This window comes from Streptomyces sp. NPDC012769 (assembly GCF_042901205.1).
Taxonomy (GTDB): Bacteria; Actinomycetota; Actinomycetes; order Streptomycetales; family Streptomycetaceae; genus Streptomyces.
The window spans coordinates 69,730-83,983 of the sequence record NZ_JBIBCP010000002.1; the positions used below are offsets into that span (position 1 = coordinate 69,730).

Sequence of the window (14,254 nt, forward strand, 5' to 3'; positions counted from 1 at the left end):
GAAGATGTGCCAGAGTTGCCACGTCCGGGCCGTGAGCACGTACGGTACGGCCACACAGGCGTGACAGCCGGGGACGGTCGGGGATCACCGGGACACCGGGAAGGGGCAGCGGGTTGACCACGCACGCACCACAGACGGCATCACGGACGGCGCGGTCCGTGACGCTGCCCGCCTCGCTCGACGAGGCAGTGGCGGCGCTGACGGCCATGCCGGCCGCCGTTCCCGTGGCGGGCGGCACCGACCTGATGGCCGCCGTCAACCGCGGGCAGCTGCGCCCCGCGGGCCTGGTCGGCCTGAACCGGATCAACGAGATTCGCGGCTGGCAGTACCAGGACGGCCACGCCCTGCTCGGCGCGGGCCTCACCCACGCGCGGATGGGCCGCCCCGACTTCGCGGCCCTCATCCCGGCCCTGGCCGCCGCCTCGCGCGTCGCGGGCCCGCCGCAGATCCGTAACGCCGGCACCCTCGGCGGCAACGTCGTGTCCGCCGCGCCCACCGGGGACTCGCTGCCGGTGCTGGCCGCCCTGGAGGCCGAGCTGGTCGTGGTCGGCCCGCTCGGCAGCCGGGAGATGCCCGTCAGCCACCTCCTTGCCGGCCGCGACCTGCTGGCCCCCGGCGAGCTGGTCGCCTTCGTCCGCGTACCGCTGCTGCACGCCCCGCAGGTCTTCCTCAAGGCCACCGGCCGCACCGGCCCGGCCCGCGCCACCGCCTCCGTCGCCGTCGTCCTCGACCCGGCGCGGCGCGGGGTGCGCTGCGCGGTGGGCGCGATCGCGCCGATGCCGCTGCGGCCGCTGGAGGCGGAGCAGTGGATCGCCTCGCTGGTGGACTGGGACGGGGAGCGGGGTCTGGCCCCGGAGGCGCTGGCGGCGTTCGGCGATTACGTGGCCGCCGCGTGCATTCCGGACCCGCAGGGCGACGAGCAGTTGCCCCCGGCCGTACTGCACCTGCGGCGCACGGTCGCCGCGCTGGCCCGACGAGCACTGGGGAGGGCGCTGTCGTGAGCGACGCACACGAGGGCCGGGCACCGGAGACGGGCGGCTGGGAGCCGATCCCGCAGAGCGAGGGGTACGACGGCGACGCGACGGCGTTCGTGCAGCTGCCGCCCGAGTTCATGCTGGAGGGCGTGCCGCTGGAGGCGCCGGGGCACGGCTATGTGCCGCCGATGATCACGCCGCTGGTGCCGCTGACGGACCCGGCCGCGGCGAACCCGGGGATGACGGGCGAGTGGGTGGCGCAGCCGCCGTTCCCGCGGGAGGCGGGGCAGGAGGCCACCCACGAAGCCGGGCACGAGGTCGCGTACGACGCCGGGCACGAGGTCGCGTATGACGCCGGTTACGACGCCGGTTACGACGCCGGTTACGGGGTCGGGGCCGGGCACGAGGCCCCGCACGGGGGCCCGCACGAGGTCCCGCACGAGGACGCCCAGGAGCAGACGGCTTCCTGGACGATCCCGACGTTCGAGGACGGTCCCGACGTCCAGGACGACTCGGGTGAGTACGCGGCGTCGACGCCGGCCGGGTACGCGAGCGGCGCGCCCGCGACACTGCCGGGCGGCGCCCCGGCGCCCTGGGCGGTGACGGAACCGGAGACGGGGCCGGGGCCCGAGCCCGTATCCGTACCGGAGGCCGCGCAGGAGCCCGTACCGGACGCCGTGCCGGACGCCGCATCGGACGCAGGGCCGGACGCCGTCGCGGAGCACGAGCAGGCGCCCGAGCCGGTGGTCGAGCCTGCGGCGGAGGTGCCGGCGGTCGAGGTCCCGCCCGCCGCCCTGCCCGTCGACATGTCGACCGACAGCGACGAGCACCCCCACATCTCGTACACGCTGCGCGTGAACGGCGCCGACCGGCCCGTCACCGACTCATGGATCGGCGAGTCGCTGCTCTACGTCCTGCGGGAGCGGCTCGGCCTCGCCGGGGCCAAGGACGGCTGCTCGCAGGGCGAGTGCGGCGCGTGCAACGTGCAGGTCGACGGCCGGCTGGTCGCCTCCTGCCTGGTGCCGGCCGCGACGGCCGCCGGGTGCGAGGTGCGGACCGTCGAGGGCCTGGCCGTGGACGGCGAGCCGTCCGACGTGCAGCGGGCCCTGGCGAAGTGCGGCGTGCAGTGCGGCTTCTGCATCCCCGGCATGGCCATGACCGTCCACGACCTGCTCGAGGGCAACCACGCCCCGACCGAGCTGGAGACCCGCCAGGCGCTGTGCGGCAACCTGTGCCGCTGCTCCGGCTACCGAGGCGTCCTCGACGCCGTGAAGGACGTCGTCGCCGAGCGCGAGGCGACGGCCGGGTCCGGTGACGAGGCCGCGGCCCGCATCCCGCACCAGATTCCCCACCCGCACGACGGAGGCACGGCGTGAGCAGCGACACGACGACCACGGAGCCGACCGACGGCCTCGGTCCCGTGCCCGGTCTCGGTGCCGTCGCCGGTCTCGGTCTCGGCGTCTCGCTCCCGCAGGCCGACGCCCGGGCGAAGACGGAGGGCACCTTCCCGTACGCGTCCGACCTGTGGGCCGAGGGCCTGCTGTGGGCGGCGATCCTGCGCTCCCCGCACCCGCACGCCCGGATCGTGTCGATCGACACCACGGCGGCGGCCGAGATGCCGGGGGTACGGGCCGTGGTGACCCACGCCGACGTGCCCGGCGCGGCCACGTACGGCCGCCAGGTCGCCGACCGTCCGGTCTTCGCCGCCGAGCTGGTGCGCCACCACGGCGAGGCCATCGCCGCCGTCGCCGCCGACCACCCCGACACGGCGCGGCTCGCGGCCGCCGCCATCGCCGTCGAGTACGAGGTCCTGGACCCGGTCACCGACCCCGAGAAGGCCTTCGCCGCCGCGCCCCTGCACCCAGACGGCAACCTGATCCGGCACATCCCGCTGCGCTTCGGCGACCCGGAGGCGACCGGCGAGGTCGTCGTCGAGGGCCTCTACCGGATCGGCCGGCAGGACACCGCCCCGGTCGGCGCGGAGGCCGCGCTGGCCGTGCCGCGTCCCGACGGCGGCGTCGAGCTCTACACCGCGTCGACCGACCCGCACACCGACCGCGACCTGGCGGCGGCCTGCTTCGGCCTCGCGCCCGAGCAGGTCAAGGTCGTCGTCACCGGTGTGCCCGGCGCCACCGGCGACCGGGAGGACCCCGGCTTCCAGATCCCGCTGGGCCTGCTGGCCCTGCGTACCGGCTGCCCGGTCAAGCTCACCGCGACCCGCGAGGAATCCTTCCTCGGCCACGCCCACCGCCACCCCACCCTGCTGCGCTACCGCCACCACGCGGACGCCGAGGGCCGGCTGGTGAAGGTGGAGGCGCAGATCCTGCTGGACGCGGGCGCGTACGCCGACTCCTCCTCCGAGTCCCTCGCCGCGGCCGTGGCCTTCGCCTGCGGCCCGTACGTCGTCCCGCACGCCTTCGTCGAGGGCTGGGCGGTGCGCACCAACAACCCGCCGTCCGGCCATGTGCGGGGCGAGGGCGCGATGCAGGTGTGCGCGGCGTACGAGGCGCAGATGGACAAGCTGGCCGGGAAGCTGGGCCTCGACCCGGCGGAACTCCGCATGCGCAACGTCCTGTCCACGGGCGACATCCTGCCCACGGGCCAGACCGTGACCTGCCCGGCCCCGGTGGCCGAACTCCTGTCCGCCGTACGGGACTTCCCCCTGCCGCCGCTCCCCATGGACGCGCCGGAGGAGGACTGGCTGCTGCCCGGCGGCCCGGACGGCGCGGGGGAGCCCGGCGCGGTGCGGCGGGGCGTCGGCTACGCCCTGGGCATGGTGCACATGCTGGGCGCGGAGGGCACGGACGAGGTCTCGACGGCCACGGTCCGGGTCCAGGACGGCGTCGCCACCGTGATCTGCGCGGCCGTGGACACCGGTTCCGGCTTCTCGACCCTGGCCCGCCAGATCGTCCAGGACACCCTGGGCATCGACGAGGTGTACGTGGCCCCGGTCGACACCGACCAGCCCCCGGCCGGACCGGCCACCCACGGCCGGCACACCTGGGTCTCGGGCGGGGCCGTCGAACGCGCCGCCAAGATGGTCCGCACGCAGCTCCTCCAGCCGCTGGCCCACAAGTTCGGCATGTCGACCGAGCTGCTCCAGATCACCGACGGCAAGATCACCTCGTACGACGGTGTCCTGTCCACCACGGTCAGCGAGGCCATGGAGGGCAAGGAGCTCTGGGCCACCGCCCAGTGCCGCCCGCACCCCACCGAGCCGCTCGACGAGTCCGGCCAGGGCGACGCCTTCGTCGGCATCGCCTTCTGCGCCATCCGCGCGGTGGTGGACGTCGACGTCGAGCTGGGCACGGTCCGGGTCGTCGAGATGGCCGTCGCCCAGGACGTCGGCCGCATCCTCAACCCCGCCCAGCTCGCCACCCGCATCGAGGCCGGCGTCACCCAGGGCGTCGGCGCCGCCCTCACCGAGAACCTCCGCACCTCCCGCGGCCTGGTCCGCCACCCCGACCTGACGGGCTACGCCCTGCCCACGTCCCTGGACGCCCCCGACATTCGCATCGTGAAACTCGTCGAGGAACGCGACGTCGTCGCCCCCTTCGGCGCCAAGCCCGCGAGCGCGGTCCCCGTCGTCACCTCCCCGGCCGCCGTCGCCGCCGCCGTCCGCGCGGCCACCGGCCGCCCCGTCAACCGCCTGCCGATCCGGCCCCAGGCGGCGGTGGTCGTGGCCTGAGGCCCCCAGGCGGGCGGCCGGGTCGCCTGCCGCCGGGCTCGGCGCCTGGGGCTCGGCGCCGGGCTCGGGCCGGGCTCAGCGCCTGGCGGGATCTCGCCCCGGACGTCTGTGCGTGGCCGTGTGCATGAGTAAACTCCGGCCTTCCGGTGTGACGGAAGCGGGGGAATCATGACGTTCGAGCAAGAGTGGGCCGCTGAGCGCAGCGCCGCGGCGGACCGCGTCGGCACGCGCCTCAACCAGCTCCCCGCCGACCCCGGCGGCGGCGCCGGATCCGCCGACCTCGGCGTGAAGCAGGACCACCTCGGCGCGATCGGCCACGCGGCCTTCGCGCTGCACGGGCGGCTGGTGAAGGACGGGCACCACGCCCGTACGGAGACGTCGGAGGCGGCGACCGGACTCTCCCAGCACGGCTTCCGCACCGGAGCGGCCCTGACGACCGTCCAGGAGACCTGGGCGTCCCAGGTGGGCACCCTGCTGGACGCCTGCGCGCACATCTCCAACCACCTCGACTACAGCGCGGCCGCGCACGCCAAGGACGACGAGGACATCAGAACGGCGCTGGCCGTGTCCAAGATCAGTGAGTACCTCAAGTAGGCGGGGGAGCAGGCCGTGCTGACCTTTGACAACGTGTACCAGGCGCCGCTCGGCAAGCTGAAGGCGGCGGCCGACGGCTGGTCCCGGATGAAGGGCAGGCTGGACACCCTCGCCGAGGACGCGCACAAGACGATGGCCGCGAAGGCGAAGGCCGACGACTGGCGCGGCGTGAACGCCGAGGTCACGAAGCCCTTCATCGACAAGACCGCCAAGGAGTTCGCCGACGCGGCCAAGGCCGCCGACGGCATCCACAAGATCCTCGACGACGGCTACCGCACCTTCAAGAAGGCCAAGGACGACCTCACGAAGATCGTCGAGTCCGAGGCGCCGGCCCAGGGCCTGAAGGTGAAGAGCGACGGCACCGTGGAAGCCGCCTACCCCGTGGAGAAGGACGTCGCCGCCCGCCACGACCCCGAATTCCCCGACGCCCTGCGCAAGGAACGCGCCGCGATCGCGGCACTGAAGCGGCGCATCGACGCCATCGTCGAGAGCTGCGACGACGCCGACGTGGCCTGCGCGAACGCACTTCGCGCCAACATCACCGGCGACAAGCACAACTTCAGCGCCCCGAAGTACGCCAGCCTGGACGCGGAGGAGGCGGCGCGGGCGGTGGATCTGGCCCGCAAGGTCACCGGCGAGGGAGGCACGGCACGCAACGTCGAGGCGTTGAAGCAGCTCGAAGAGCTGATGAACGACAACGCCAAGGATCCCGAGTTCTCCACCGCCTTCTACCGCACCATGGGCCCCGAAGGAGCGCTGGAGTTCTACGCCACGATGTCCCTGGACTCGACGAGTCTCGGCCCTGCAGGCCAGGACCGCGTGCGCATGGTGCACGGCATCCAGGAGGACCTGGGTTCGATGCTGGGCGTGGCGACCAGCAAGAACACCCCGGGCCACCTGGACGCGGCGTGGACGACCGCGCTGATGAAGGCGGGCCACAAGGAGATCGACGTCTCGAACGTCGCCGGCTACGGCACGAAGATCTACGGCTACCAGGCCCTCGGCGCACTGCTCAGGGACGGCAAGTACGACGCGGAATTCCTCACCGCGGTCGGCCGGGACATGGTCGCGATGGAGCGGGCGAACCCGGACGTGTGGGAGCAAGGTCTCCCGTACAACCAGGAGATGGCGCTCAATCACGACAAGGACGGCGGCAGGGGCTTCTACCCCCTCACCGGCTTGATGGAGGCGCTCAGCAACAACCCCGGCGGCGCCACGGCCTTCTTCAACGAGCCGGTACGCGAGGACACGAACAAGGACGGCCTGGTCACCCTGGCCGACCGGCATGTCAGCGGCGACTACGGGAAGCCGGCCGGGATGGTCGACTACATGCTCGACCGCAAGCCGACCGTGGACTGGCACGACGCGGCGGTGGGCCAAGACCCGGGTTCCGAGCGTCGTGCGCTCGGCTACGCGCTGGAGGCCGCCGTCTCGGGCCAGGCGGACCCGCACCTGACGAAGTACGCCGACCACCAGCCGCACACCGAAGCCATGGCCAACGTCTTCGAGCGCATCGTGGAGAAGGTGGGTGGCACGCCCGCCCTCGTGGACGACAACCTGAGCGGCAGCATGGGACGCATGGCCGCCGAGTACATCGGCGACATCAACGCGGTCTACGGATCGGATACGGACGATTATGCCAAGGACGACAAGCAGGCCCACGCGAGCCTGAAGCAGGGGAGCCTGACACCGTTCATGGACGCGCTGGCTCGGCACGAGGGCAGTTACTCGACGGTGTCGGCGGCCCAGCAGGAGTACACGCAAGCCGCCATGCAGCTCAAGGCCGAGGACAAAGGCTTGTCCGAGCACAATCTGCAGCGTTCTCTCGAGCACATCGGACAGACGAGCGGTCACGTGAACGGCATTCTGGCCGGCGGGCGTATCGATGCGGAGCTCGCCGGACAGTTCGAGGAGAACGACGAGTACAACAAGGGACTCGAACGGGAAGGGAGTGCGGCGGGATTTGCCACGGGCGTGATTTTCGAAGGCATGGTGCGGCGTGCGCCGGTGGTCGGAGAGCTGGTGGGCTGGGTCATCGACCAGGGAATCAGCGCCGATGTCGACGACGCCAAGAAGGAACCCTACGAGGGATCCGGAGAGAAGGTTAAGGAGGCGTATCTGGCCGGCCTCTCCACCTCGACCCTCCCCATCCAGAAGCAAGTCGACCACCTCACGCTCCCGCCCGGCGTGAACCGGGAGGTTCTCAGCGACGCCGTCCTGGACTTCACCAAGAACGGGTATTCGAACGGTCTGCAGGAACAGGAGAAGGTGGGTACGCGGCATGGCCACTGAACCGGACAGCGGGGACGCGCCGCGCTCTCGGCGCCGAATCCTCCTGGTGGGAGGGACAATCGTTCTTGCCGTGCTCGTGGTTGCGACGGTCGCCTGGTTCGCCACCGAGGACGAGGACGAGGCGGCGCCTGTCCGCTTCTCCGCCGAGCCCTGTTGGGGGCTCCTCGACGAGAGCGACGTCACGCCCCTCTTCGAGCCGGGAGAGAACGTGGAGATCACCACCACGGATCTTTCTCTGACCGTCGAGCAGCATCGTCTCGCGGTGTGTTCAGGTCTGCAGCGGCGTGGGGGCGGGGATTTCCGCGCGATGGTCCTTTGGTGGTCGGAAACCCCGTTCAGGAACGAGAAGGCGATCCATTCGTGGTCGAAGATCGCCTACGCCGCCCCCGAGGCCAAGCCCGACTGGGGAGCCGGCGGAGAGACCTGGCCGACCGGCACGCGCGTCGTGGTGAGGTGCGAGGCACCTCCGAGTCCCAAGTTGGCCGAGAGTCGCAGGGCGGAGAAGTTCCTGTCGGTCGAGGTGACGGGCGAAGCCGAACGCGGTGTCGACGCCGCCAAGCAGCAAGAAGTGATCGCCGACATGGCGCTCAAGCTGCTGCGTGGGGTGGCGGAGCAAGCGGGGTGCACGAACGAGCTGCGTCTCCCCACATCCTCCTGAGGGATCAGGAACCCTCCCGCGGAGCATGCACGCGGTGTCGCCGTATGCTCCGTACGGTCATGGCGGCCCAGGTCAGGGGCGAGCCGCAGGGCGGAAAGTGGCTTGGAACAGCGTGAGTTCAGAGCGGGTGTGCGGGGCCGGAGGACGCGTGGTCATCGGTCGGTGGTGGCGGGTGGTTGCTGCGGGGCTGGCGGTCCTGTTGGTGGGGGTGGCCGCGGGGCCCGCGCAGGCGGAGAGTGTCAGGTCGCGGCAGTGGCACCTCACGTCCATGCACGCCGAGGAGATCTGGGAGCGCAGCACCGGGAAGGGCGTCACCGTCGCGCTCATCGACACCGGGGTGAAGGAAGTGCCCGAGCTCGCCGGGCGGCTCGTGGGGGAGATGGACTTTCCGGGGGCTGGGACGGCGAGCAGGAAGGACGGGGGGACGGCCGCGGCCGCCGTCATCGCGGGGAACGGCAAGGGGCCCGGCGGGCAGGCCAGTGCGTACGGGCTGGCGCCCGGGGCGAAGGTGATGCCGTTGAACATCAGCGACGGGTACACCGGCAAGGGCAGCCTCGCCGACCAGGAGAAGGCCGTCAACGCCGGACTGGTGCCCGCGCTGCGGCATGCCGCCGACTCGGACGCCCGGATCATCTCCGTGTCCGTCAGCCTGCCCGTGTACGAGGCGTCCACCGAGGTGAGCGAGGCCGTGGCGTACGCCATGGCGAAGGGCAAGCTCATCTTCGCCGGCGTCGGGGACACCGTCCTGGACGAGGGCAACGTCGAGGTGCCGGCGAAGCTGCCGGGCGTGGTCGGGGTGGCGGCCATCGACCGGAACGTCACCTGGATCAAGGGCACCGGCGTGGGCCCCCATGTGGATCTCGCGGCGCCCGGGGCGGACATCATCAGCGCCTGCGCCGGGGGCACCGGCCTGTGCAGGTCCAAGGGCACGGCCATCGCCTCGGCCGTCGCCGCCGCGAGCGCCGCCCTCGTGTGGTCCGCGCACCCGAACTGGACCCGGAACCAGGTGCTCCAGGTGCTGCTGAACACGATCGGCGGACCCGTGGGCGGCGAGGTGCGCAGCGACTACATCGGCTACGGGGTCGTACGACCGCGGCGGGCGCTGAACACGCCGGGGGACCCGGGCCCGCCGAACGTGTTCCCGCTGGAGGACTACGCGGAGCCGACCCCGAGCCCGACCCCCACGCCCGCGCCCAGCGTCACGCCCTCGGCCGCCGCGCCCGCGCCCGTCGCCTCCGGGCCCGGCGGCGACGGGCACAGCACCGGCTTCTGGATCGCGCTCGGGGTGTGCGCCGCCGGACTGCTCGGCATGGCGGTCGGTACGCCGCTCCTCATCGCCGACCACCGGCGCGGGCGGCAGCCCGCCTAGTCGTCGCGCTGCGCGTATGCGGCCGTGCCGCCGCCCACCGCGAGGACCGCGCTGCCGGACACCAGCCCCACGAGGAACCGACGCCGGGACGCCCCGCCCGCGCGGGGCTGCCCCGGGACGGCGACCAGGCGGCCCGTCGCCGCCTCGCGGCGGGCGATGTCGTCGGCCAGCGGGCCCTTCCGCCAGGCCCGGTCGGCGCCCTTGGGCGGGGTGACGGCCGCCGCGATCTGCGCCGGGGCGGGGCGGAGCGCCGGATCCTTCGCCAGGCACGGGGTGATCAGCGGCTGCAGCGCGGGCGGCACCAGGCTCAGGTCCGGGTTGCCGTGCACGACCTCGTACTGCACGGCCGCGACATGTGTCGCGTCGAAGGCGCGGCGGCCGCTCGACGCGAAGACGAGCACCGCGCCGAGCGAGAAGACGTCCGAGGCCGGGCCGACCCGCCGGCCCAGGACCTGCTCCGGCGCGCCGTAGCCGGGCGTCACCGGGATCTGCCCGGTCGTCGTCAGCGTCAGACCGTGCTCCGGGCGGGCGATGCCGAAGTCGATGACCCGCGGACCGGACGAGGTCAGCACGATGTTGGCGGGCTTCAGGTCACGGTGGACCAGGCCCGCCGCGTGGATGTCGTGGAGCGTACGGGACAGGAAGTGGCCCAGGGCGCGCACCGTGGGCTCGTCCATCGGCCCGTACGCCCGCACGGCCTCGTCCAGCGTCGGTCCGGCGAGGAACTCGGCCGCGATCCACGGCCGTCCGCCCTCCGTCTGCGCCCCGAGGACCCGCGCCACGCCCTTGCTGGTGACCGCGCGCGCCATCTCGGCCTCGCGGACGAAGCGCTGGGCCAGGCCCTGGTCGTGGGCGAGTTCGGGGCGCAGGACCTTCACGGCGGCGGGGCCGCCGGTGCCGTCGTGGCCGAAGTACACCTTGCCCATGCCGCCCTCGCCGAGGACGCCGAGGAGCCGGTACGGACCGAGCCGGAGGGGGTCTCCGGTGGAGAGCGGGTTCACGGGGTGGGGGTTCCTCTCACTGCGCGTCGCATCGCCGTGCGTCGCTTCACTGCACGTCGCATCGCGGCACCTCGCTTCACTGCGGCTCGCATCACCGCACCTCGAACTGCGGCTCGCATCACCGCACCTCGAACTGCGTCACGCGGCCGGCCCCGACGCCGTAGAACCCCTTGTCCCCGGCGGAGGCGAGGCGGACGGCGGCCGACGCGAGCGTCTGCGCGTAGCGGTGCGCGGCCAGGTCGACGACGCCGACGCCGCGCTCGGTCGGCACGCACAGGACGGTCGGTCCGGCGACTGGCGGGACTTCGAGGCTTGGCGCGCCGCCGGCGGACATGTCGACCTCCCACAGCCGTCGGCCCCGCCGGGCGTCGACCGCGACCAGGGTGCGGGTCCCCTCGACCGCGTACACGACGCCGTCGCGGACGAGCGGCGCGCCGTAGTGCCGCCGCTGCGGCTGGAGATCGCCGTACGGCCGTCCGTAGCCGAACTCCCAGATGTGCCGGCCGTCCGTGAGCCGGACCGCGTACAGGAACTGCGCCCCGACGTAGAGGTGCGTGCCGTCCTCCGCGACCTCGGCACCGTTGATCGGCGGGCGCACGAACGCGCCGGACGCCTCCGGGACGACCGTGCGCCACTGGACCTTGCCGGACCGGGTGTCGTAGGAGGTGAGGGTCATGTCGTTGGTCGCCTGGCCGACGATCAGCCGGGAGCCGACCACCCGCGCGAAGTACACGTTGAAGCCGTGGCCCGGCTCCGCCTCCTTGATCGGCGTGCGCCAGCGTTCACGGCCGGTGGCGGTGTCGAGGGCGAGCAGGACCCAGTCGTACGTACGGCTGTCGATGCCGGGCTTCCGGCGGTTGACCGCCAGGTAGAGCGTGCCGTCCGCCGCGTACAGCATCTTCGCCTGGCCGGCCACCCACGGGTGCTTGAACTCCTTGAGGACGGCGACCTCGCGCAGATGCCTGCCGGTGTTCGGTTCGAGCGCGTTGACGGTCAGGCCGTTGGACTCGTCCTCGAACAGGCCGTAGACGGTGGTGCGGTCCGCCGTGACCTGGTCGTCGTGGATGAGCTTGGGGTCGGTCCACTCGAAGCCGCCGGGGGCGGCGCGATGGCCCTTCAGACCGTTCCTGGTCATCATGATCACCGCCGCGTCCCGGAGGATCGGCGGGGCGGAACCGGGCGCCCCCGCCGCCTCCTTGGTCCAGGCGATGCGCAGCGGACCGCTCTCCTCGGACGTGCCGGAGCCGGTGCCGGAGGACGTGGAGGTGGACGGCGCCCCCGACCCCTTGCCGTTCGGCGGGGCCTGGCCCTCGCCCCGGGCGAGCCAGGCCCAGACGCCCGCGCCCACCCCGGCGAGGCCGAGCACCGAACCGCCGCCCGTGGCCAGCAGCCTGCGGCGCGAGAGGCCGGAGGAGCCGGTCCGGCCGCCGGGCGTCGCCGCCGGGACCGTCGGCGCGTAGGGGTCCTGCGCCGGGGCGGGGAGCCGGGGCGGGAGCGGGTGCCAGACGTCGGTGGCGCGGCGGGCGATCGCGGCGAGCAGCGGGGCCGGCAGGTGGTCGGCGAACTCGCCGTGCCCGTCGTGGAGTTCGGCGATCAGGGTGGAGGTCGTCGGGCGGGCCGCCGGGTCCTTCGCGAGGCAGGCCGTCAGCAGCGGGCGGAGGGACGGGGGAAGGGCGGCCAGGGTCTCGGGGTCGGGGTCGGCGTAGCGGACCCGGTACAGCAGGTCGGCCGGGGCGCCGCTGCCGAAGGGCGCGCGACCGGTCGCCGCGAAGATCAGGACGCCCGCGAGGGCGAACACGTCGCCCGCCGGGGGGTGTTCCTGGCCCGAGGCCTGCTCCGGGGACATGTAGGCCGGGGTGCCGGCCGCCGCGCCCGTGGTGGTGAGGCGGTCGTCGCCGGCCGCGCGGGCGATGCCGAAGTCGATCACCTTCGGGCCGTGGGCGGTGACCAGGATGTTGGACGGCTTCAGGTCGCGGTGGACCACGTCCGATGAGTGCAGCTGCCGGAGCGCTCCGGCGAGGGCGGCGCCGACCGCGCGGACCGTCGGCTCGGGAAGGGGGCCGGCGAGGCCGACGGCGTCGTCGAGGGGCGGACCGAGCACGTACTCCGTGGCCAGCCACGGGGTCTCGGCGAGCGGGTCCGCGTCGAAGACGGTCGCGCCGTGGCGGTCGCCGATGATGCGGGCCGCGTCCGTCTCCAGGCGGAAGCGGGTACGGAAGGCCGGGTCGGCGGCCAGCCGCGCGTGCAGGGTCTTCAGCGCGACCGTACGGCCGCCGGGGGAGCGGGCCAGGTAGACCGTGCCCATGCCGCCCGCGCCGAGCCGGGCGAGCAGGCGGTACGAGGCGATGGCCGACGGGTCGTCGTGGGTCAGGGGAGAGAGCATCGGTCAGTTCCCGGGAGAGGCGGGAGAGGCGGGGGAGGCGGCGTCACCGTACGGCCGCCCGGAGGAGGGAGCGGGGGTCCCGGGGGTCGCGGCGGCGGGGGCGCCCGGGCTCGCAGCACTCGGGGTCGTAGCACCGGGGGCGCCTGGCAGGTCGGCCGCGAGGAGGGACGAGGACTGGCGGGCCAGCGCCGCGACGACCCTGGGCGGCAGCCAGCCCGGCGTCAGCAGCGAGGCCGCCGAGCCGAGCACCGTCGCGTGCGGGGTGGGCGGCGCGAGGGCCGGCAGCAGGGCGGCGGCGGCCGGGCGGTCCGCCGGGTCGCGGGTCAGACAGCCGGTGACCGTCGCGCGCAGGGCGGCCGGCAGCTCGGAACGTTCCGGCACGGTGTGGCCCGTCGCCGCGTACGCGAGGACCGCGCCGAGCCCGTACACGTCGCCCGGCGGCCGCGGCAGCCCGCCCGTCGCCCGCTCCGGCGCCTGGGCCTCCCGGTCCACCCGTTCCGTGACCCGGCCCGCGCCGAAACAGGACAGCCGCGGGCCGTCGGCCGTGAGCAGGACGGCGGCCGGGGCCACCCCCGCGTGCGTCACGCCCTGCGCGTGCAGCGCCGTCAGGGTCTCGGCCAGCGCCGCGCCGATCACCCGCACCGTTTCCTCCGGCAACGGGCCGCCGTGCACGGCCAGGGCCACGGGAAGCGGGAGCGCGGGGACGTACGGAGCCGCGCAGGCCGGGACACCGGCCCCGTCCATGACCTCCAGGGCCTCCATGACCTCCGTGACCGGCAGCGTCCAGGGGGCGGGGAGCCGCTGGGCCGTCTCCGCCTCGCGCAGGAAGAGCGCCGGGTCGGTGCCGGGGAGGGGGAGGGTGAGCAGCACCGTACGGTCGCCGGCGGACTCCCTGGCGACGAAGCGGCGGTACGGGGGCGAGGGGGTGGGTCCCGGCGGTCCCGGCGGATCCAGCCGTGTGATGAGCCGGTACGGGCGCGGCCGTTCCATGTGCGAATCCCCCTTGTCGTCCGCCCGAGCAGACAGAGCCTACTCAAGCCATGATCAGGACGATCAGGGGGAGACCGCGGCGAGGCCGCGGCGAGACCGCGGTGGGGGTGCGTGGGGCCCGGTGCGGCGCGAGGCCCGCACCGGGCGTGGAGACCGTGATCGGATTCGAACCGACGTCACTCGCTTTGCAGGCGAGCCCCTGAACCACTCGGGCACACGGTCGTGTGGGTGTCGTGCTGCTGACGAGAAAGACGTTAGGCGGGGGCGGTGCGCGGGTTCAACGGTTCGCCCGGGGCCGCAACACG

The 14,254-nt window shown here is 73.6% G+C and carries 9 protein-coding genes, 1 tRNA gene and 1 pseudogene; 7 read left to right on the plus strand and 4 right to left on the minus strand.

Features of this window, described 5'->3' with window-relative positions; all coding sequences use genetic code 11:
- Positions 1 to 113 precede the first annotated feature (113 nt).
- The 7 genes from ACFY7C_RS09150 to ACFY7C_RS09180 all read left to right on the plus strand — a co-directional run bounded on the left by ACFY7C_RS09150 (position 114) and on the right by ACFY7C_RS09180 (position 9,575).
- On the plus strand, positions 114 to 1,001 hold the full coding sequence (locus ACFY7C_RS09150) for an FAD binding domain-containing protein (protein WP_389646261.1): 888 nt from the start codon (positions 114 to 116) through the stop codon (positions 999 to 1,001).
- A complete protein-coding gene (locus tag ACFY7C_RS09155) occupies positions 998 to 2,350 on the plus strand; it encodes a 2Fe-2S iron-sulfur cluster-binding protein (RefSeq protein ID WP_389646263.1) in 1,353 nt (450 codons plus the stop codon). The genes ACFY7C_RS09150 and ACFY7C_RS09155 overlap by 4 nt, the downstream gene beginning before the upstream one ends.
- The gene (locus ACFY7C_RS09160; protein WP_389646266.1) at positions 2,347 to 4,662 is read left to right on the plus strand and encodes a molybdopterin cofactor-binding domain-containing protein; all 2,316 of its coding nucleotides are present in this window, start codon (positions 2,347 to 2,349) and stop codon (positions 4,660 to 4,662) included. Before ACFY7C_RS09155 ends, ACFY7C_RS09160 begins: the two co-directional genes overlap by 4 nt.
- Positions 4,663 to 4,830: 168 nt before the next feature.
- Positions 4,831 to 5,256 (plus strand): hypothetical protein, encoded by a 426-nt coding sequence (locus ACFY7C_RS09165; RefSeq protein ID WP_389646269.1) that lies wholly within the window; start codon positions 4,831 to 4,833, stop codon positions 5,254 to 5,256.
- Between the two features lie 15 nt (positions 5,257 to 5,271).
- Positions 5,272 to 7,548 (plus strand): hypothetical protein, encoded by a 2,277-nt coding sequence (locus ACFY7C_RS09170; protein WP_389646271.1) that lies wholly within the window; start codon positions 5,272 to 5,274, stop codon positions 7,546 to 7,548.
- Positions 7,538 to 8,206: a hypothetical protein gene (locus tag ACFY7C_RS09175; protein ID WP_389646273.1), complete on the plus strand. Its 669-nt coding sequence runs from the start codon at positions 7,538 to 7,540 to the stop codon at positions 8,204 to 8,206. Before ACFY7C_RS09170 ends, ACFY7C_RS09175 begins: the two co-directional genes overlap by 11 nt.
- A gap of 268 nt (positions 8,207 to 8,474) precedes the next feature.
- The gene (locus ACFY7C_RS09180; RefSeq protein WP_389646275.1) at positions 8,475 to 9,575 is read left to right on the plus strand and encodes a S8 family serine peptidase; all 1,101 of its coding nucleotides are present in this window, start codon (positions 8,475 to 8,477) and stop codon (positions 9,573 to 9,575) included.
- A gap of 14 nt (positions 9,576 to 9,589) precedes the next feature.
- Here ACFY7C_RS09180 and ACFY7C_RS09185 read toward each other — a convergent pair.
- The 4 genes and pseudogenes from ACFY7C_RS09185 to ACFY7C_RS09200 form a co-directional block, all read right to left on the minus strand.
- Positions 9,590 to 10,576, minus strand: a pseudogene (locus ACFY7C_RS09185) (serine/threonine-protein kinase); the annotation flags it as partial.
- Positions 10,577 to 10,694: 118 nt separating this feature from the next.
- Positions 10,695 to 12,959: a PQQ-binding-like beta-propeller repeat protein gene (locus ACFY7C_RS09190; RefSeq protein ID WP_389646278.1), complete on the minus strand. Its 2,265-nt coding sequence runs from the start codon at positions 12,957 to 12,959 to the stop codon at positions 10,695 to 10,697.
- Positions 12,960 to 12,962: 3 nt separating this feature from the next.
- The gene (locus tag ACFY7C_RS09195; RefSeq protein WP_389646280.1) at positions 12,963 to 13,949 is read right to left on the minus strand and encodes a serine/threonine protein kinase; all 987 of its coding nucleotides are present in this window, start codon (positions 13,947 to 13,949) and stop codon (positions 12,963 to 12,965) included.
- Positions 13,950 to 14,096: 147 nt separating this feature from the next.
- Positions 14,097 to 14,171: transfer RNA gene (locus tag ACFY7C_RS09200), tRNA-Cys, on the minus strand.
- Positions 14,172 to 14,254: the final 83 nt, after the last annotated feature.

Bases quoted from the DNA above. Each gene is read 5' to 3' on its own strand.
- ACFY7C_RS09165 (WP_389646269.1), top strand. From the start codon at position 4,831: ATGACGTTCGAGCAAGAGTGGGCCGCTGAGCGCAGCGCCGCGGCGGAC.
- ACFY7C_RS09175 (WP_389646273.1), top strand. From the start codon at position 7,538: ATGGCCACTGAACCGGACAGCGGGGACGCGCCGCGCTCTCGGCGCCGA.
- ACFY7C_RS09180 (WP_389646275.1), top strand. From the start codon at position 8,475: ATGCACGCCGAGGAGATCTGGGAGCGCAGCACCGGGAAGGGCGTCACC.
- ACFY7C_RS09190 (WP_389646278.1), bottom strand. From the start codon at position 12,959: ATGCTCTCTCCCCTGACCCACGACGACCCGTCGGCCATCGCCTCGTAC.
- ACFY7C_RS09195 (WP_389646280.1), bottom strand. From the start codon at position 13,949: ATGGAACGGCCGCGCCCGTACCGGCTCATCACACGGCTGGATCCGCCG.